Genomic DNA, 19999 nt, shown 5'->3' on the forward strand with positions numbered 1-19999 from the left:
CACCGAATCCAGTTCCAAGGGATCCTGCTGTAGCTGCGGGATACAAGAATCGCCTGATCCGGCAGGCCTACGCGCAGTACGGCAAGTCTGATGCAGCGCGCTTTCAGTCCCTCAAGAGGCGAATCCTTGAGATGCACGCGGACCACGTCCAGGAACTCCAACTTCTGGGAGCCGACGACGCAGCGAACCTCACGCTGCTCGACGCGGACGTGAACATGGGGATTGGGCGCCAGATTCGCGCCCAGATCAGGGGCCTCGACGACTACACACCGATCGTAAAGGTCGAGGTGAGAGGGCCGTAATGAACTGGGAATCAAAACTGGCGAAGCTCCGGGGTCTTGAGGGCGAACGGGAGGAGCTTGCGATCATCTTCGGGAGCGCGCCGAGTGCCTCCGCTGAGGCTCTCGATGCGATTCGACGTGACGTTGCAGGCGTGCCTGCGGAGTACATCGACTTCCTTCGTCAGACCGATGGTCTTCAGATCGACATGAATGTCCTCGCAGGCTCTGGAGGATCGGGTTTCCCGAGTCTGAAGCGGCTCGATGCCAGATGGCGACCGGTGATCGGAGAGCGGGGCGGTTGCGTTGTCGGCGAGGACGCAGCGGGCGCCGCATTCCTGGTGACACCGAGCGGGGCGATTTCCTTGGTCGATGCCGACCCACCACATAGGGTGAGGACGATTGCGAGTAGTTTCGAGGAGTTTCTCGGCGAGGTCCTCCTTGGGCCGCGATACCAGGATCTCTTCCCGAATGGGCTTTACGAGGGGAACGAGTGGTGGCCCCTGCTCAGAGCCGAGGGCTGGGCGTAGACGCATCACGTGGCGGTCGATGCCCGGCTCTTCCCGACGTGCCCTGCGAAGAGCACGACCGGAGCGGAGCCCCGCACGGCGCCAGCGGGCGCCGTGGGACGGGGGACGCCCCCGGGCGGCTCCGGCGGGAGGGGCGGAGGAGCCGGACGCTCTGCGAGGCGCGCGCCGGGCGGGGCCCCAATTTCCCCTGCCCGTCACGCGCCTCGCATCCCTGCCGCGGCGCGTAGCTGCGGCGAAGTGTCGCCTTCGCTCCGCGCGGCGTCAGGGGCGCTTGCCGATAACCGCGGTTATCGGCCCCGGAGCGGCTGAAGTCCCGCTGCGCTTCGCTCCGCGGGGGCGCCCCTCCCGCCTCCGGGTCCGGCCTTCGGCCGGACCTTTGACATAACGTCTGAACGCTATGTCAAACCGCCGGGGGCGAGCGGCGCGCGCTCGATCGCGCGGTCGCTGAAGGGCCTCTCACGGCGCTCGCGAACGCGCCGCCGCACGCGCCTGCGGTGCTCGCGAACGCGCCGCCGCACGCGCCTGCGGTGCTCGCGAGCTGCGCTCCTCGGCCCGACGGCGGCGCGAGCGAGCGCCGCGCCAGGCCATCGAGCAGCGGAGGCGACTGCTACGCCGACGCGGCGCTGAAGCGCTGGCACTATGGGCGCGGAGACCGGGGCGCGGACCTCTGCGCTCCGCGCTTCGCTGCGGTGCTCGAGCACCGCGCCCCGAGCACCCTCGCGCCAGCGCGCCCGGGGACCGCCGGAAGCGGCTAAAGATAGAAGCCTGGAAGCCCTTCTCGCCGAACTTCTTCTGCATCGGAGGGCTCGCAGGCAAACGACGTTTGCCACAGAGGCCGCGTAGCCGAACGATTTCTGCCACTTCCACGACGACGACGACGACGGCACAACCGCGAACGACCCCGAGGCCGTGCGCCCCGGTCTCGGCCGTCAAGGAACCGGCTCTACGAGCCTCGCGCTTCGCGCGTCCTTGACCGCCTGCGGGCCGGAGCGCGACGTCTCTGATATCGCGGAGCCCATTCGGTCTCCGCGTCGACGAGTCGCCGCGGGACGACGCCGAAGCTCGAGCTGCTTTCCTTCTTTAGCCGCTTCCCTCGTCGGCCTCCTGGTCGTGATCCTCGTCGGGCTCCGGCGTGGCGCGAGGCGTGCCGCGGTCGCACGCCACGTGACACGCCATGAGCTGCCGCGGCGGCTTCGCCGCCGCCTGGACCAGCCTGGCGACCGGCTCGCGAGCGGCGACGGCCCCGAACGCGACGACGACGAGGAACGCCGAAAAGTGGACCACCTCGAAGCGGCGAGCCGGGTGCCAGGCGATGGCTGCCGCGCAGGGCCGGAGGACGCGGCCCCTTGAGGGCCGTGCCGCAGGCCCGGAGCCGCCTTGCGACGCCCCCGGCGCGGCACCAACGCCGTTGTGCCGCGGGGCCGCGGAGCGGCCCTGGAGGCCGGAGGGGCGCCCCCTCGGCGCGGGAGCGCCGAGGGACAAGAGCGGGTACGCGTCGGGCTAAGCCGGGCTTAGCCCGCGAGCGGCCCGTGTGCGGCGCGGCACGGAGGCCGCCCTCGGCCGCAGTGATGCGACGCGCAGGGGATTCACGGCGCGTGACGGCGAGGGGCGTACGGGGCCCCCGCCGGCGCACGGCGTGAAGAGCGCCAGCGCCACCGCCCCTCCGGCCGGAACCGGGGGGCGGCGTCTTTCGGTTTGGGGCATGTGTGAGAGAGCCGTGAGGTCCCGGGGCGCGGTAGGGATATGATTCGCGGCGGTCGATCGGTCGGAAGTGGGCACGACATCCCGTCCTCCTCGCTTCCGCTCGGTGCGGCCACCGACGACACCGGCCTACGGGCCGCCTTCGAAGGGGGTCTTTCATGTTTAGAGTCGCTAATGCCGACTTCATCGCCGACAAGCTCGCCACCGAGCTTCTCCCCAACCAAGAATTCCGAGAGGTCCTAAAGAACGCTCTTGAAGCCGTCGAGCGCCGTATGCGCGCCGAGGCCAAGAGCGAAGGGGGCCGCATCGAATTCGATGTCGACTGGAGTCTGCATACACAGGCCGACGTCCACCCTTGGTACATCGCGTGCTCGGACAACGGGGACGGAATGACCCGATCGGAGCTCGAGCGGTATATGACGACACTCGCGGTCGAAGGGGCGGGACGTAACCAGTCGATCCACGGCAACCAGGGGATGGGACTGAAGATCTCTGGTCCGACGCGCCACAAGAACGGCGTGCTGATTCGCTCGACGAAGGATGGCGACCGCACGATGGTGCAGGTCGGCTGGGACGGCAGCGAGTACAACCTGATCCCGGTCGGCCTCAACGACGAGCTCGTCATTCATGCCGCTTCAGAGATATTTCCGGACTTCGTCAACGAGCAGGGATCCGGGACGGTCGTGACCTTTTTGGGGAACGTAGAAGCCGACAACACCTTCGTCCCGGCGGGGCGCCCGCGGACGTGGCTGTTGAAGTACCTGAACACCCGATTCTGTCGGCTCTCGAACAACGGAATCGAAGTGGTCGTGCGGGTGCCCTCGGGCGACCCGGACGAGTGGCCTCACAGCGTAGAGGACGCAAAGGAACGCATGCGAGGCCAGGGCGGGCGGTCATTCAATCTGACGAAAGTCAGTGGCACGGCCGTGATCTGGGACGACGCAGCGGACCGACAGGGGGATGGCTGGCGAGGTACGGTGGCGCTGGCTGGGAACCCTAGTGTCGGGATTCCGCCGGCCGATATTCACTGGTGGGTCCTGCCGACCGGATCAGGCACGGATGTTTCGAGTCGGACCGCGAGCGGTGGCAGCCTGGCCGTGCTCTTCGACAACGAGCTACACGACTGGAGGGGTGGGAACCAGGCGAGCCCGTTCTTCGCGCGGCTGGGCGTCGTCTTCGGGAAGAATCGCATTGCCTTCGTAATCGAGCCGAAGGGGGTGACCGTAACCTCGGACTTCGCTCGCGCGCACGTCCTCGTAAACGGGACTCCGGCTCTCGAGAGCGAATCGTGGCTGGTGTGGTGCGACCAGTTTCGTGCCCAGATGCCCGAGCGCATCAAGCAGACGATGGCCGAGGAGCAGGCGCGTCTGGAAGTCGAGGACCCCGATCGCGCCAAGAGAATCCGCGAGCGGCTGAAGGACGTGATGCAGCTCCTGCGGCCTCGTAGATTCCGCCCCGCGCGCCAGGGGACGACGCGAGCGTCGACGGAAGTGACTGGGCCGGGAGCTGGACCTGGGCCCGTCGTGGACCTAACCCGCACGAGTGAGCCGAGGAAGAACACGGCCCGGGGGCGCGGAATCGGAGCGGTGCTCTCGCAGGTCGACGAGCAGGCCGGAGAACCGGCGGTGGAAATGGTGTCGCATCTCGATATCCAGCCCAAGTGGGTGACCGAACAGGAGGCCGAGAGCATCTCGATCGTGAAGGGCAACGCGCATGGCCTGCACGATCGGGCCGCAGCCCTGGCGGGAGGCGACGCTCAGACGGCCAACGTCCTGCTCCTGAATCGCGACTTCCGCGGCTATCAGGCGATTCTCGCCGCGGTGAATGAATGGGCGAATCCTGAGGGGGATCAGGACAAGGCCGCGCAGATCAAGTCGACCACCGAGGAGTGGGTCGAGCAGAAGATGATCGAGGCCGTCCAGGGGCTCCGGCAGCTCGAGAACGGGAACACGTGGCTCACGTCGCATTACGACGAGGCACTCAGCCCCGTGGCCCTGACGGCGGCTTTCATGGCGGATCGTTACCACACCCTGCGGGAGGTCAAGCGAGCAGCTGGGGCGTTTCGTCAGCCCACACGAGTGGGAACTGCGAACGAGGTGAGGGCCTAACTAGGCGAGCGGCCCATCTCGGCGGCGGAGGCGTTTCCGGACGATCCTCGTGATGCGGAGCGCCGCCGCCGCCGTGGGTGAGCGTCTCGCCGTGGCAGCTGGTTTCCCCGTGGAGTGATGCCGTCCGCGGCTCGGCTGCGCCTCGTGGGATCATTGCCGGGATGTACGGACCGACGATCCTCGTGCGGACCATGAGCAAGCCGCGACGGACGGGGAAATCCGGCGCGATGTGGCAGTACCACTCCCGGAGCGATCACCACTCGAAGGTGGCGTGCTGGGGAATCCTCTTCGACCTTCTTCGCGAAAGCCCCGTGCTCCGGGAGCACGTCGCCAGCGGTGCGGTCGTCTTCGGTCTCAACCACGAGATGAAGGACTTCAAGCACGACCGCAAGAAGGATCTCGATCTCGTCCTGGCCCGACCGCGCGGCGTCCCGAAGCCGGGAGCCGCCGGCTTCCGTGCCCTCGTGAAGGACTACGGCATCGAGCTGACGGCCGAAGAAAAGAAGATCCTGGAAGGGCTTCCCGACATCCGGAAGGCCGACGTCGGAAGCGTGCAAGTAGCACTGGAAGCCAAGGCGTGCATGACCGAGCACGTCAAGGCGCTCCCGCGGCTCTACGACGAGCTCAACTCCAGCCACGAGACCATCCACGCCGCAGCCGAGGAGGCGATCGCCGTCGGTTTCGTGATGATCAATCTCGCCGACGAATTCCGAAGCCCTGGACGCCAGACGGGTCGCAAGGCCGTGATGACGGCTCACGATCAGCCGGCAGTCACCGGGCGTGTCGTCGGGAAGATCCGCGAGATGCCCCGCCGCACCAAGCTCGGCGAACAGGGCTTCGACGCCGTGTCCATCGTCGTCGTCGAGTGCCGCAACGACGTCTCTCCTGTCCGGCTCGTCCAGAAGCCGCCTGCACCGGCCGCGGGGGACATCTACGAGTACGGAGCGATGATTCGTCGAGTGGCCCAGACCTACGCGTCCCGTTTCCGGGTCCTCTGATCCGACGGAGCCTGCGGACCTCGCGTCGGATGCAGCACGGAAGGTGAACGAGATGGGGCGAACCGAGAAGAGTGCGAAGTCACGCAGTCGAAGCCGCAGCGTCGGGAAGTCCGAAGGCGACCAGGGGAAAAGCTCGCAGATGTGGGCATTCCGTGAGGCCTTCCGCGCTGCTGGCGAACGGCCCGCGGAGGGGACGTCCACAGCCAAGAAGAACTACGCCGAGCAGCTCTCGCGCAATCTGGCCATGCTCTTCGCGAACCGTCTCCGGAGCGGTTTCCCGGAGATCACGCCTGATGAGAAAGGCCGGCGTCACGAGAGGCCGGCGAGAACGGCGAAGGGGACGAAGAAGCTCGACGTCAACTACAGCCACCCGGACATCGGGCTCGGCTTGGGTGTAACTACACGCGCATCGACAACGAGCTCCGAGCGGAGGCTCTCGACTACCACGAACGCCAGCCTTGGGCCCTCCTCGTGGCCCTGATCTTTCTCCCCGTCGACGCTTGCGGCGACTACAAGTCCGGTGCCCGGAAGGAGGCGAGCTCTTCCTTCGGGCAGGCGATCAAGGTCTTCCGCTATCGAGGGAACAGAAACTGCCCGACCGATGCAGACCAGCTCTTCGAGCGAGTCTTCGTGGGTCTCTATGCGATCGACGAAGACGACCCGTGGGACGTCCGTTTTTTCGACGTCATGCAAGCCCCGCCGCGAAGCGGCCGGCCGTCGAAGACGCTGACCCTCGAAGAGGTCGTTGCGGAGATGGCCCGGATCTACACCGCCCGGAACGACCCGCCCTTCGTCTGGGCCGGGGAGTAGGCGACTACCGCCCGCGAGGCGCGGGCCCGAGCCGCTTCACGAGCCGCTTCTCGACGACCTCGGGGCGCTTCGTGATCTCGCACTCCCAGACGACGACCGTGCGGTAGCCCAGGCGCCGGAGCGCAGCCAGGGCGCGTGCGTCCCGCCGGCGATTCTGGTCGAACTTCGTCTCCCAGAAGGCCCGGTTGCGTTTCGGAGTCGTCGTCCGCGAGCAGCCTGCGTGTCGATGCCAGAAGCACCCGTGCACGAAGACGGCCCAGAGGCGCGAGCGATTCGCCACGTCGGGCGAGCCTGGCAGATCCCGATTCGACTTCCGGAACGAGTGACCGAGGCGCGTCAGTAGGCCTCGGACGAGCTGCTCGGCCGACGTGTCCTTCTGCCGGACTCCCGCCATGCGAACGGACGTCTCGGCGTCGACCAGGAGACCGAGGCGATTGCGGGAGGTCTTTCGAGAGGGGCCGTTCTTCTCAGACGGCCGTGGCGAGCTCTTCACGCATCCGCCCGAGGTGGCACTCCACCTCGTCCAGGAACCCCGGCGGGAAGCGGAGCGATCCCGAGCGGGCGCGAGAGAGGAAGCCGGCCGTGGCCTTGGCGGAGAGGGGCTCCGTGGGGAACCGCAAGAACTCCTGCAGGTGTGTCCGGGGCCGCCGCTCGGGCCACGCCGAGACGTCCGCCGCGAAGCGGCCTTTGCCGAGATTCCACGCGGCGCGGGGCCAGGGGCGGCCTGCCGGGAGCGGCGAATCTCCCTCGTCGTCGTACTCGCCCGGCAGGGCCAGCCGCTCGCCGAGCCAGCCGGCCACGTCCACCGTCACCGCGTTTCCGACCAGGTGCCAGCGGTAGCCGCGCTTCAGGACGGTCTCGGCGGGCTTCGTCCAGTCCACCTTGAAGCCCTGCATCCTCTCGGCGTCGCGGATCTCGGGCTTCACGATCGAGCCCGAAGGAAGCACGATCGCCGGGGGCGAAGGGATTCCGATCGTCGATCCCCCCTTCAGCGTCGGCACGGCGTCCACCGCCCAGCCCAGGCCGCGGACACCCTCGGTCCAGTAGAACCCGCACGCCACCCGTCCCTGTGGCCGCTCTTCCTCCGGCTCGCCGGCGTCGTCGCAGAAAAGGACCCGCCGCGGGTCCTCGTCGAGAGTGGCCAGAAGGAACACCCGCTCACGCCGCTGCGGCAGACCGAAGGCGCGCGTGTCGACGACGCGGTAAGCCCAGCGATAGCCGAGGCTCTCGAGCGTCGCGACGATTACCTCCAGCGCCTGCCCGCGAGCGAGCTGGAGCATGAACGGCACGTTTTCCAGAAGGACGAACGGCACGCGCGTCTTGCGGACGAGCCGGAACACTTCGCCGACGAGTCCCGAGCGCGAGCCTTCGATCCCGGCCGTCTTGCCGGCCTGGCTGAGGTCCTGACACGGGAACCCCGCTGCCAGGAGCTGCGTCCCCTTCGGGAGCGACTTCAGCTCGCGGACGTCGGGCTCGCACGGGATGTCGGGGAAGTGAGCGGCCAGAACCGCGCGAGCTCCGGTGTCGATCTCGCAGAAGAGGGCGGTCTCGTGACCGGCCCTGGCGAGCCCCTGCTCGAGACCGGCCACTCCCGCGAACAGCCCCGCCGTCCGCAGGGACCGCCGGGGGCGATCGGGAGCCTCGGCCTCACGCAGCCGCGTCGGGACCTTCGCCCCGAACAGCTTCAGCTGGTCCTTGTCCCGTCGCGTGCTCATGCCCGTACTTCCTGCAGGGCGAGGATATCGCGTGGAGCGGCCCTCGCCAGCCCCGGGCCTCTCGATGGCCGGAGTCGCGCAAGCGACTCTCAGCTCACGAGTTTTCGGATTTTTCCTTTTGCGATCCATGCGTCTATCAGCTTGACGACGACATCCTGGTCGTCCTTCGGGAGGGTCTCGAGATCGCGGAAGCGGTGGAGGAGCCGCAGATTCCTCACCTCGGCCTCGTCGGGGATCACCTCCCCGAACAACTCGGCCAGGCCAACCTGCAGATACCTGGCGATCTCGATCACGTTTCCGACGGTGGGGAAGTAGGAGCCGGTCTCGTACTTGGAGATCTGGAACTGGTGGACCCCGATGGCGGCCGCCAGCTCCTTCTGGGAGAGACCGCGCCGTTTGCGCAGCTCCTTGAGCCGGCGCCCGAACACGAGGGCTTCCGTCGACTTCGGCATGAAAAGGACGGTACCGGCGTCGGCGAGCACGGGGTGATTCCTCCTTGACTGACTATCTGTTATTCCCATATCGTGAGTCAAGTGTTAATCACCGATTTCTCCCGACCGACGCTCTTGACAGCCCCTCGCGAAAACGGCGTTTCGACGTGGCGGAGGTGACCGATGGCGCGAATCCCCGACGAGCTGCTCCAGCGCATCCGTGAAGAGGTCCAGCTCGAGCGGCTTGCCGAAGCTCGCGGCGTGGAGCTCAGGCGCCACGGCGCCGACCTGATCGGCCGCTGTCCTTTCCACGACGACCGGGAGCCGTCCCTCGTCGTCACCCCCGGCAAGAACCTCTGGCACTGCCTGGGTGCGTGTCAGACCGGGGGCTCGCCGATCGACTGGGTGATGAAGGCCGAAGGGGTGAGCTTCCGGCACGCCGTCGAGATCCTGAGGGCCGACAACTTCCCGACGATGGCGTCGCTCGACACCCCGCAGCGCTCCACCGTCCCGAAGCTCGCCGCGCCCGTCGACCTCGACGCCGACGATCGCGAGCTGCTGCAGCAGGTCATCGGCTACTACCACCAGATGCTGAAGGAGAGTCCCGAGGCCCTCGCGTATCTCGAGAACCGGGGCCTGACGCATCCCGAGGTCATCGATCGTTTTCGTCTCGGCTACGCCAACCGCACGCTCGGCTACCGCCTCCCCGCCATGAACAGGAAGGCCGGCCAGGAGATCCGGACACGGCTCCAGAAGCTGGGCGTCCTGCGCGACAGCGGCCACGAGCACCTCAACGGCTCTCTCGTCGTCCCGATCCTCGGCGAAGGCGGCGAGGTCCTCGGCGCCTACGGCCGGAAGATCACCCCGGCACACCAGCTACGGGCCGGAACGCCGCTCCACCTCTACCTCCCCGGCCCGCACCGAGGCGTCTTCAACGTCGAAGCTCTTGTCGCGTCGAAAGAAGTCATCCTCTGTGAGGCGCTGATGGACGCGCTCACCTTCTGGTGCGCGGGCTTCCGCAACGTGACGGCCTCCTACGGCGTGGAAGGCTTCACGCACGACCACCTCGCGGCCTTCAAGGCGTACGGCACGGAGCACGTCCTGATCGCCTACGACCGCGACGAGGCGGGCGACAAGGCCGCCGAGAGCCTCGCGAAAAAGCTCACCGCGGAAGGGATCGGCTGCTCGCGCGTCCAGTTTCCGAAGGGGATGGACGCCAACGAGTACGCGCTGAAGGTCCAGCCGCCCGCGAAAGCTCTCGGCCTTCTTCTGCGGACGGCCGTCTGGATGGGGAACGGGAAGCAGCCTGAGAGGGTCACGGCGACAACCGCCACGACGGCTGCGCCGCCTCCGGCCGCGCCGGTCCCTGTCTCGCCCGTCTCGCCCGTCCCTGTCGCACGCATGTACGAGCAGCCGGCCCCTTTAGCAGCTAAAGAAAGGAAGCCACAGACCGATGCCTCGACGACGACCCCCGATCTCGACGAAGTCGTCGTCCCTCTCGGCGATCGCCGCTATCGCCTCCGCGGTCTGAAGAAGAACCTCGCCTGGGGCGTCCTGAAGCTCAACGTCCTCGTCACACGCGAAGGCCCGGAGGCCGAGGCTCTCTTCGCCCCGCCGTCGCCGCTCTCCGGCTTCTTCGTCGACACCCTCGACCTCTACTCGGCACGCCAGCGCGCGGCCTTCGAGAAGCAGGCTGCGCACGAGCTGGGACTGATCGAGGAGACGATCAAGCGCGACCTCGGCCAGCTCCTGCGCCGCGCCGAGGAGCTTCAGCAGGAGAGCATCCGCAAGACGCTCGAGCCGAAGGAGAAGGCCGTCCTTCTATCCGAGGAGGAGACGGCCGAGGCACTCACCTTCCTCCGCGACCCGAAGCTCCTCACCCGCATCCTCGAAGACTTCGAGGCCATCGGCCTCGTCGGTGAAGACACCAACAAGCTCACGGCCTACCTTGCGGCCGTCTCGAGAAAGCTCGACAAGCCGCTGGCCATCATCGTCCAGTCGAGCTCTGCCGCCGGCAAATCAGCGCTCATGGAAGCCGTCCTCGGCTTCGTCCCGGAAGAGGATCGCGAGAAGTACTCGGCCCTCACGGGGCAGTCGCTCTTCTACTTCGGCGAGGGCAGGAGCCTCAGGCACAAGATCCTGGCGATCGTCGAAGAGGAAGGCGCGGAGAAGGCGGGCTACGCCCTCAAGCTCCTCCAGTCCGAAGGCGAGCTGTCGATCGCCTCCACCGGCAAGGACCCGCAGACGGGGCGCCTCGTCACCATGGTGTACCGGGTCGAAGGGCCGGTGATGATCTTCCTGACGACGACGGCCATCGAGATCGACGAGGAGCTCCTCAACCGCTGCCTCGTCCTGACGGTCGACGAGAGCCGCGAGCAGACCAGGCGCATCCACGAGCTGCAGCGACGGGCCTCGACGCTCGACGGCATCCTCGCCTCACGACGCAAGCCGAAGGCGCTGAAGGTCCACAGGAATGCGCAGAGGCTCCTGCGCCCGCTCCTCGTCCACAACCCCTACGCCTCGCGCCTCACCTTCCTCGATGAGAAGACGCGGATGCGGCGCGACCACGTCAAGTACCTCAAGCTCATCGAGGCCATCGCCCTGCTCTTCCAGTACCAGCGGGATGTGAAGTCGCTGACGGTAGACGGAGAGATCGTCGAGTACGTCGAAGCGACCCTCTCCGATGTCGCCCTCGCCAACCGTCTCGCCTCTGAGGTCCTCGGCCGGAGCCTGGACGAGCTGCCGCCGCAGACGCGGAGGCTCCTCGTCCACCTCGACGATCTGGTCACGTCCGTCTGCGAGAAGCAGGGCGTCGCCCGGGAGGACCTGCGCTTCTCGCGCCGGGACGTGAGGATCGCGACGGGCTGGGGCGACACGCAGCTGCGGACCCATCTCGACCGGCTCGCGGCGCTCGAGTACGTCCTCGTCCACCGTGGCGGCCGAGGTCAGAGCTTCGTCTACGAGCTCCTCTGGCGCGGCGAAGGGAAGGACGGACGGCCCTTCCTGCTGGGCCTCCTCGACACCGCCGCCCTCGTCGATCCCATCGATGAGGAGGCGTCTCCCGCGACTACGACTGAAACCTCGCGGGGGGAAGAGGGCAACCTCGCGGGGGGATCGCGGCCCCATCGCGGGGCCTTCGCGGGGGGATCGCGGGGTGAGGAAGACGAGCCGGAGTCCGCTCCCCATGCGCACTTGAACGGTTTCTCGCACGAAGACGCCGAAACTCCGCTCCTCGGAGCCACGCTCGGAATCCCGTCGTACCCGCCGCCCGAGCCGAGGCTCCTCCTCCGCCGCGCAGCGGGCCGGCTGTAGGAGCAGGGCCGTGACGAGCCCGGCCCGACGGCGCGCAGCGGCCCGAAGGAAGCGGGTCTTCGCCTTCCGCGATACGACCGACCCGCGCGGCTTCGTCATCCTCCTGAAGGCCCATCTCGAGCACCTGAAGGTGAGGGGCTACTCGCTCAGGACGATCCTCTCGGCCGAGTGGTCCGTCTCGGACTTCGTCGTCTGGTGCCAGGAGCGGGACGTGATGAAGCCCCGCGACGTCACGAAGCCGATGATCGAGCGCTACCAGAGGACCCTCTTCTACACGGAGAAGCCCGACGGGAGCCCGCTGACGCTCTCGACGCAGCACCATCGGCTGAGCTTCATCAAGCAGTACTTCAAGTGGCTCGCTCGCGAGAATCACCTCCTCTCGAATCCGGCCTCCGAGCTCGAGCTGCCGAAGGTGGAGAAGAGGCTCCCGAAGCACGTCCTGACGGCGTCGGAGGCAGAGGCGATCCTGGCGCAGCCCGACATCCGCAAACCCCAGGGCCTCCGTGACCGAGCGATTCTCGAGACCTTCTACTCGACGGGAATCCGGCGGACGGAGCTTTCCGGCCTGAAGGTCCACGACGTCGACACCGAGCGCGGGACGATCACGGTGCGCCAGGGCAAGGGCCGACGGGATCGCGTCGTCCCGGTGGGGGAGCGGGCCGGCGCGTGGATCGCGAAATACATCCGCGAGGCCCGACCCGACTTCGTCATCGAGCCGGACCGCGGCTTCATCTTCCTCGCTGGCGAGGGTGAGCCGATCGCCCCGAAGACCCTCAGCCTGTACGTGAGTCGGTACGTGAAGGCGTCCGGCGTGGCGAAGACCGGCTCCTGTCACCTCTTCCGGCACGCCATGGCGACGCTCATGCTCGAGAACGGGGCCGACGTCCGGATGATCCAGGCGATCCTCGGGCACGTGAAGCTGACGACGACGGAGATCTACACGCACGTCGCGATCACGAAGCTCAAGCAGGTCCACACGGCCACGCACCCGGCCGCCCTCCTGCTGCCGCCGGAAAAAGCGCCGGACCGGACGCACTGAAGCCTTCCTTCCTTTAGTTGCAGAATGGGCCGCGTGAGGATCACGCGGCTCTTCGTGCTCCTGGCCCTGGCGGTGCTGCTGGCGCCGCGAGCTGAGGCCTCACGCACGAGCGTGTGGGAGCGAAACCCACCCTCCTCTCTCACGGCGCCGAGCGCCGACGCGGCCACGGCGCTCGCTTCGCTCGCGCCGGCCGCGCGACTCGACGCGAGCGCGCGGGCTGACGTCGAAACCGCAGAGCCGCCACTCTTCGACCTCGGCGACGTCGTCCTCGCCGATACCGCGAACGCCGACGCTGAGAACTTCGGCCTCGGCCCTCTGACGCTCGTCGACCTCAACCTTCTGCGAGGCCCGCCGCCGAGTTATCCGGAAACTCGCGTCGGGGGTTTCGAGCTACTCCCGCCCTTCCGCGTCGGGGCATCGCCGTCGCTAAGCCTCTGGTCGCGTCAGGCTTGCGGCTTCTCTTGTCGGGAAGTCGTGTCGGATAGCCGATATGACCCGTGGGGGCTCATCACCTCGATCCGGGCCGAGACGGGCCTGCCTGCTGACCGGTTCGGTCAGTCGAAGGCAGAGGACGTGGCCGTTGAGCGGCTCGGGATGTCGCGAGCGGACGTCGAGTTCGCGAACATCTATCTGGCGACGAATCCTGCGAACGCTGCGCTTCTGGCACGCGGCGCCGAGAGGGACTCGCCGCCGCTGGTCGCGCCGCCGATCGATGCAGCGAAGATGCCCGTTGATCTCGAGCCGGAGGTCGAGACGCCGTCGGCGTTTGGGGCCAGGGACTCCGGGGCCGAATCCTCCAGGACTCCGAGGGTCACGGGCACGACGCCAAGCGGCATACCGCGGGTAGTCGGTCATGGCGTGGTCGATATGGTCCAGCGGCCGCAAGAGGGAGCATCACCTCGTGCCCCAGCAACTGCTCCGGTGAGGAAGGCTTCACGCGCAGGCTTGCGGAGCGGGGGTGAAGGATTCAGAAGCCGATTCGTGCACAGAGCGGATCGCGCTCCTCTCGAACGAACAGCACCAGGCAATCCACCAAGAGGGCTGGAACGATGCTTGGACGGCATGGCTTCGGAACAAACCAGACTTCAGCACTCGGGGACGTGGAAACGCAGATTCAGGTCCTCATGAAGCGATTACGAGCTTCCGAAGAGCTCTCGGAGCCTTCGCGCTCATACGGGAAGAACTGATGACCATGAGATGCTCTGGTTCAGAAGGCCCTGCTCCTCCTAGACCGAGGTGACCTGGTCGACCGGGAGAGGAGGTGCTTCCGGCGCGCTTCGAAGGAGGGGCGCCGGATTCTGGTGACGCGACAACGGAGGGGCGCGCCCTGTGCTGCCTAGGTGACTTACTCGTCCAGCAGGGTCGGAATCGAGGGGGCCCAAGGCCACCTTTCGGCGATGCTCGCTCTGCCAGGTGACGGACGGGACGTGCTGGACTTCGAGCGTATCAGAAGCGGCCCGTCTGGACGTCATGGGATCGGGTCGGCGTAGAGCCCAAGGACGCCGAGGCCCGAGGACCGGACCGGAGCGGGGCACCGCACGGCGCCAGCGGGCGCCGTGGACGGGGACGCCCCCGGGCGGCTCCGGCGGAGGGGCGGAGGAGCCGGACGCTCTGCGAGGCGCGCGCCGGGCGAGGCCCCAATTTCCCCGGCCCGTCACGCGCCTCGCATCCCTGCCGCGGCGCGTAGCTGCGGCGAAGTGTCGCCTCCGCTCCGCGCGGCGTCAGGGGCGCTTGCCGATAACCGCGGTTATCGGCCCCGGAGCGGCTGAAGTCCCGCTGCGCTTCGCTGCGCGGGGGCGCCCCTCCCGCCTCCGGGTCCGGCCTTCGGCCGGACCTTTGACATAACGTCTGAACGCTATGTCAAACCGCCAGGGGCGAGCGGCGCGCGCTCGATCGCGGGCGCTGAAGGGCCTGGGCACGTCGCTCGCGAACGCGCCGCCGCACGCGCCTGCGGTGCTCGCGCCGCTGCGCTCCTCGGCCCGGCGACGGCGCGAGCGAGCGCCGCGCCAGGCCACCGAGCAGCGGAGGCGTCGGCTACGCCGACGCGGCGCTGAAGCGCTGGCACTACGGGCGCAGAGGCCGGGGCGCGGACCTCTGCGCTCCTCGCTTCGCGCGGTGCTCGAGCACTGCGCCCCGACGCCCTCGCGCCAGCGCGCCCGGGACCGCCGGGAGCGGCTAAAGAAAGAAGCCTGGCAGCCCTTCTCGCCGAACTTCTTCTCAGGGGCCCGGAGGCAGACGACGTCTGCCACGGAGGCCGCGAGCCTAACGATTTCGCCACTTCCGGCGACGTCACGACGGCACCCGCGCGCGACGTCCCCGGCTGCGCCCCGGTCCTCGGCCGCCAGGAACCGGCTCTACGAGCCTCGCGCCGCGTCCTGACCGCCGCGGGCCGGAGCGGCGCCCTGATATCGCGGAGCCCATTCGGTCTCCGCGTCGACGAGTCGCCGCGGGACGACGCCGAAGCTCGAGCTGCCTTCCTTTAGCCGCTTCCCTCGTCGGCCCCCTCGGCGCTCCCGCGCGCCGTCGCGTCCCCCGGCGGGAGGCTGCGGCCCGAGCAGCCACTGCCAGGGCTGGCGCCGGCCGGAGGCGCCACCGCCGAGGTGCGCCGGCGCGAGGCGCCCCCTCGACGCGGCCCTCGTGACGGGCTAGCTGCCCGCGGGCCGGGAAGCGGCAGGCGCCGTAGGCCGCCGCCTTGCGACCCGGCGGTGACGGCCCCAACCCGGCCGCGCCGGCCCCGGAGGCGGGAGGGGCCGGGCAGCGCCGCGACAGAGCGCCGGGCCGAATGGCCCCCAGCGGCCCTGTGCGACGCGGCGCGCAGGCCGCCCTCGGCCGGAGGGACGGGCGGAGGGATTCACGGCGCGTGACGGGCAGGGTGGGCCCGCCGGGCGCGCCGTGAAGAGCGCGGCTCACCGCCCTCCGCCGGAGCCGGGGGCGGGGATCCGGACCCTCCGGGCGGGGGCACTTCGCCGAAGAAGTTGAATGATGCGCCGACGATGTAGGTCGTGGCGGAGACGCCGAGATCGAAGTCGATCACGCCCGCCAGCCGGGCACCGTCATCGCGCGACCTCGAGTCGATCCCGGCGGCGTACTGGCGGGCCCCGTCGGAGAAGGCGCCTGTCGTGAGGAAGACGCCCTGCGGGCCCTTCCCGTGCAGCGCCCCACGAACTTGATCCGGCCGGACCGTCCCCCCCCGGCTTGGCCTGCGATCACGTCCAGACGGGAGCCGGTCCTCTTGATCACCCCGTCGAGCCCTTCGTCGCCGGAGCGGCCGAGGGCCTTGCCGGCTCTGGCGACGCCGTGTTTCCACAGCAGAGCCACCACCTCCCGAAGAACGTGGGCGACCCCACCCGATCGAGAACCCTTGCGCCAGGGCCGGATGCGCGGCAGACCGGCCGACCCGCGTTCCAAGGAGTTCCGTGTGCTCCTCTGCAATCCAGCCCGAGTCCTTTCTTGTCCGAAACCCACGAACGGAAACCGGTCGAGCACCCGGATGCGCACGCGGGGGTCAAGGGAGTGGCCGCGGCCGCGGCGATCTGGAAGTGTCCGCGCCGAAGAGGAAGACCCAGCCTGCTGCAGGTAGAGACCTTTGGGCCCAGGCGGTCCGATTCATGAACACCGGTTCGCCGGCCGCCCGGCAGCAGCTGGGCGGTGTCCCCCCGGAGAGCCCCCAGCCGTGCGGCCAGGCAAGGCGGGCCTCGGCCACAGTCCGCCGTCGGCAGCCAGCCGCGGTGACTGGGAGCATCAGGTCCCGGAGGGCCGTGACGCTCATCAGCTCTGCCGCTGGCGATCCGGTCGATCTGCTTCTGGCGATGAAGGCGTCGAGGAAATTTCGGACGATCGATTTCAGGTCGTCACGTCACCACGGCATCGAGCCTGAGCCGCTCGCAGGACGGGAGATAAGCGGATCCGGGGCCTGCGCTCGTCATCACGCCGAAGACCAGCTCGTCTGAGGAAACCTGGAGCACTCGGGGCCATGTAGGAGGCTCGAAGCGGGGCAGAGTCCCCCATCTCTTGTACTTGAGACAAGTGGACGGCCCCGATCACCGGCCACCTGTTGCGAGGCGCCTGCCGGAGCCGCTTGAGAGTCGGAGAGAACGCGGCCATCAGCAGCGAGTCTAGGTCGGGTCTCGGATGAGCTCGTGGATGTCCATTGACAGACGTACCAAAAACCTGTTCCCCTGATATTTCCCGAAACGGCGTTTCTGACGCGCGGAGGTGATCGATGGCGCGAATCTCGACGAGCTGTCCGGCGCATCCGAGGAGTTCCTCCCTGAGCGACTCCGGAAGGTCGGGGGCGTCGAGCTGAAGAGCAGCACGCAGGACCTGATCGGACAGCCGTCCCACGACACCGGGGAGCCCCCTCGCGTGACTCCCGGCAAGAACCTCTGGCACGCCGGCGAAGCCAGACGGGCGCCCGCCGATCGACTGGGTGATGAAGGCCGAAGGGTGAGTCCCCCACGAGATCCGCGGGGCCAGCAGCACTTCCCGACGACGCCCTCCCCGGAGGCCGCCGCAGCGCTCGAGCGTCCTGAATCTCCCGTGACCTCGACGCCGACGACCGCGAGCCCCCGCCAGGTCACCGGCCAATACCACCAGACGCTGAAGGAGAGCCCCGAGGCCCCCGGGTATCTCGGAGAAGCGGGCCCCGTCCATCCTGGAGGTCACACCGCTTCGGCTCGCCAGCGCATCGCACGCTCGGCTACTCCCCGCCATGAACCAAGAGATCCAGGGCCCCAGAAGGGCATCTCCGAGACGGCCACGAACACCTTCGGAATCGCCTGTCATCCCGATCCGGGCGAAGGGGGCGAGGTCCCCGCGCCTACGGCCGAAGATCACGCCGACGCACACCCGGGCCGGCACGCCGCCGCACCTCTACCTCCCGGCCCCACCCGCGCGTCTTCAACTCAGCCCCGTCCCGAAGGAAGTCATCCTCCGCGAGGCGCCGATCGATTTCTCCCACCTTCAGTGCGCCATTTCCGCAACGTCACGGCCGCGCATGGCGTCGAGGAAACCTGAAGGTCCAGCCGGCGGAAAGGCTCGGCCCCCCGCGAACGGTTGTCTGATGGGGAACGGAAGTGCCGGAGAGCGTCACGACGACAACCGCCACGACGCTAAGGCGCATTGCTGCCGCGGCGCGCTCGCGCCAGCCGAGGCGGCTGCTGCGCCCCGCCCCGGGCCCTTCCCCCGCCCCCCGTCCTCGTCGTAACACGTACGACCCAGGCCCCTTTAGCAGCTAAAGAAAAGAACCAGGGCGATGCCTCGCAGACGACCCCGAACTCGACTGAAGTCGTCGTCCTCTCGGCGATATCGCCGCTACCGCCCCGCGGCCTGAAGAAGAACTCCCGCCTGGGGCGTCCTGAAGCTCAACGTCCCTTCGTCACCTCGCGAAGGGCCTCTGAGGCCGAGGCCCTCTTCGCGCCCCTGCCACCTCCCGTTCTTCGTCGACACCCCTGACGGCCCGCCAGCGCGCCGCCTTCGAGAAGCAGGCCGCGCACGAGCTGGGCCCGATCGAAGAGACGATCAAGGCGACCTCGGCCAGCTCCTGCGCCGTGCCGAGAGCTTCAGCAGGAGAGATCCGCAAGACTGAGTTTGTATGGAGAAGGCCGTCCCTCCTCTCCGAAGATGAAACGGCCGAAGCCTCGGCTTCCCCGCGACCCCACCCCGCCCGTATCCTCGATGACTTGAGACCGCGGTCTCAGTCGGGGAGGACACGAACAATCACGGCCTAAATTTCGCGGCCGTCTCGAGAAAGCCGGGGATTGCCGCTGGCCGTCATCTCCAGTCCAGCTCGGCCGCCGGGGCAAGTCAGCCCTCATGGAGGCCGTCCTCGGCTTCTGTCCCGGAGGAGGAGCGCGAAATACTGGCCCTCACGGGCCAGTCGCCTTCTACTTTCGGCGAGGGCAAGAGCCAGTGCGGTACAAGATCCTGGCCATCGCCGAGGAGGAAGGCGCGGAGAAGGCGGGCTACGCCTGGAAGCTCCTCCAGTCGCGGAGGGCGAGCTCTCCATCGCCTCCACCGGCAAGGACCCGCAGTGACGCCTCGTCACGCAGGAGTACCGCGTCGAAGGCCGGTGATGATCTTCCCGACGACGACGGCCATCGAGAGATCGACGAGGAGCTCCTCAACCGCCGCCTCGTCCTGACCGTCGACGAGAGCCGGGAGCAGACGAGGCGCATCCACGAGCTGCAGCGGCGGGCCCGACGCTCGACGGGTATCCTCCCTTTTGGTTCACGCCGGAAGCCCAAGGCGCTGAAGGTCCACCGCAACGCCCAGCGGCTCCTGCGCCCGCTCCTCTCCACAACCCCTTCGCCGCGCGCCTCACCTTCCTCGACGAGAAGACGCCGATGCGGCGCGACCACGTCAAGTACCTCAAGCTCATCGAGGCCATCGCCCTTCTCTTTCAGTACCAGCGGGAGGTGAAGAGCCTGACCGTCGACGGCGAGGTCGTCGAGTACGTCGAAGCGACCCTTTCCGACGTCGCTCTCGCCAACCGTCTCGCCTCGGAGGTCCTCGGCCGGAGCCTGGACGAGCTGCCGCCGCAGACGCGGCGGCTTCTCGTCCACCCCGACGACCTGGTCACGTCCGTCTGCGAGAAGCAGTGCGTCACGCGGGAGGACCTGCGCTTCTCGCGCCGGGGCGTGAGGATCGCGACGGGCTGGGGCGACACGCAGCTGCGGATCCACCTCGACCGGCTCGCGGTGCTCGAGCACATCCTCGTCCACCGTGGCGGCCGAGGCCAGAGCTTCGCCTACGAGCTCCTCTGGCGCGGCGAAGGGAAGGACGGCCGGCCCTTCCTCCTGGGCCTCCTCGACACCGCTTCCTCGTCGATCCCATCGACGAGGAAGCGTGTCCCGCGACTACGACTGGAACCTCGCGGGGGGAAGAGGGCCACCTCGCGGGCGGATCGCGGGGTGAGGAAGAAGAGCCGGACCCCGCTCCCCATGGGCACTTGAACGGCTTCTCGCACGAAGAGGCCGAAACTCCGCTCCTCGGAGCCACGCTCGGAATCCCGTCGTACCCACTGCCCGAGCCCAAGCTGGTCCTGCGCCGCCCAGCGGGCCGGCTGTAGGAGCAGGG

At 68.3% G+C, this 19999-nt stretch carries 16 protein-coding genes; 11 read left to right on the top strand and 5 right to left on the bottom strand.

The features are described from left to right. The first annotated feature begins 131 nt into the window (after positions 1-131). Both IPN03_05900 and IPN03_05905 read left to right on the top strand, forming a co-directional pair. Entirely contained in the window at positions 132-302 is a 171-nt protein-coding gene (locus IPN03_05900; protein MBK9373258.1) for a hypothetical protein, read from the top strand. Continuing rightward, entirely contained in the window at positions 302-808 is a 507-nt protein-coding gene (locus tag IPN03_05905) for an SMI1/KNR4 family protein (protein ID MBK9373259.1), read from the top strand. Before IPN03_05900 ends, IPN03_05905 begins: the two co-directional genes overlap by 1 nt. Positions 809-1888: 1080 nt before the next feature. Here IPN03_05905 and IPN03_05910 read toward each other — a convergent pair. Continuing rightward, on the bottom strand, positions 1889-2092 hold the full coding sequence (locus tag IPN03_05910; GenBank protein MBK9373260.1) for a hypothetical protein: 204 nt from the start codon (positions 2090-2092) through the stop codon (positions 1889-1891). 575 nt (positions 2093-2667) lie between these two features. Between IPN03_05910 and IPN03_05915 the strand changes: the two genes are divergently transcribed. The 4 genes from IPN03_05915 (at position 2668) to IPN03_05930 (ending at position 6425) form a co-directional block, all read left to right on the top strand. Continuing rightward, the gene (locus IPN03_05915; protein ID MBK9373261.1) at positions 2668-4617 is read left to right on the top strand and encodes an ATP-binding protein; all 1950 of its coding nucleotides are present in this window, start codon (positions 2668-2670) and stop codon (positions 4615-4617) included. Positions 4618-4808: 191 nt separating this feature from the next. Then, a complete protein-coding gene (locus tag IPN03_05920; protein MBK9373262.1) occupies positions 4809-5615 on the top strand; it encodes a hypothetical protein in 807 nt (268 codons plus the stop codon). A 43-nt stretch (positions 5616-5658) separates the two neighbouring features. Beyond that, on the top strand, positions 5659-6096 hold the full coding sequence (locus IPN03_05925) for a hypothetical protein (protein ID MBK9373263.1): 438 nt from the start codon (positions 5659-5661) through the stop codon (positions 6094-6096). Then, entirely contained in the window at positions 6087-6425 is a 339-nt protein-coding gene (locus IPN03_05930; GenBank protein MBK9373264.1) for a hypothetical protein, read from the top strand. The genes IPN03_05925 and IPN03_05930 overlap by 10 nt, the downstream gene beginning before the upstream one ends. A 4-nt stretch (positions 6426-6429) precedes the next feature. Here the strand turns inward: IPN03_05930 and vsr are convergent, their stop codons facing one another. The 3 genes from vsr to IPN03_05945 form a co-directional block, all read right to left on the bottom strand. Next, a complete protein-coding gene (gene vsr, locus IPN03_05935; GenBank protein MBK9373265.1) occupies positions 6430-6819 on the bottom strand; it encodes a DNA mismatch endonuclease Vsr in 390 nt (129 codons plus the stop codon). 73 nt (positions 6820-6892) lie between these two features. Further along, entirely contained in the window at positions 6893-8140 is a 1248-nt protein-coding gene (gene dcm, locus IPN03_05940) for a DNA (cytosine-5-)-methyltransferase (GenBank protein ID MBK9373266.1), read from the bottom strand. 89 nt (positions 8141-8229) lie between these two features. After that, entirely contained in the window at positions 8230-8622 is a 393-nt protein-coding gene (locus tag IPN03_05945) for a helix-turn-helix transcriptional regulator (protein ID MBK9373267.1), read from the bottom strand. Between the two features lie 132 nt (positions 8623-8754). Here IPN03_05945 and IPN03_05950 point away from each other — a divergent pair, with 132 nt between their 5' ends. From IPN03_05950 to IPN03_05965, 4 genes are all read left to right on the top strand, one after another. Continuing rightward, complete coding sequence (locus IPN03_05950) at positions 8755-11883, top strand: toprim domain-containing protein (GenBank protein ID MBK9373268.1); 3129 nt, start codon at positions 8755-8757, stop codon at positions 11881-11883. 10 nt (positions 11884-11893) lie between these two features. Next, positions 11894-12922: a site-specific tyrosine recombinase XerC gene (gene xerC, locus IPN03_05955; protein MBK9373269.1), complete on the top strand. Its 1029-nt coding sequence runs from the start codon at positions 11894-11896 to the stop codon at positions 12920-12922. A gap of 33 nt (positions 12923-12955) precedes the next feature. After that, positions 12956-14050, top strand: a complete 1095-nt coding sequence (locus tag IPN03_05960; protein MBK9373270.1) for a hypothetical protein — start codon at positions 12956-12958, stop codon at positions 14048-14050. Positions 14051-16680: 2630 nt separating this feature from the next. Next, entirely contained in the window at positions 16681-16872 is a 192-nt protein-coding gene (locus tag IPN03_05965) for a hypothetical protein (GenBank protein ID MBK9373271.1), read from the top strand. Positions 16873-18964: 2092 nt separating this feature from the next. Here IPN03_05965 and IPN03_05970 read toward each other — a convergent pair. Beyond that, a complete protein-coding gene (locus tag IPN03_05970) occupies positions 18965-19102 on the bottom strand; it encodes a hypothetical protein (GenBank protein ID MBK9373272.1) in 138 nt (45 codons plus the stop codon). A 164-nt stretch (positions 19103-19266) separates the two neighbouring features. On the opposite strand from IPN03_05970, the gene IPN03_05975 reads away from it, so the two are divergent. Then, on the top strand, positions 19267-19875 hold the full coding sequence (locus IPN03_05975) for a hypothetical protein (GenBank protein ID MBK9373273.1): 609 nt from the start codon (positions 19267-19269) through the stop codon (positions 19873-19875). Positions 19876-19999 lie beyond the last annotated feature (124 nt).

The sequence above is a fragment of the Holophagales bacterium genome (assembly GCA_016719485.1).
Classification (GTDB): domain Bacteria; phylum Acidobacteriota; class Thermoanaerobaculia; order UBA5066; family UBA5066; genus UBA5066.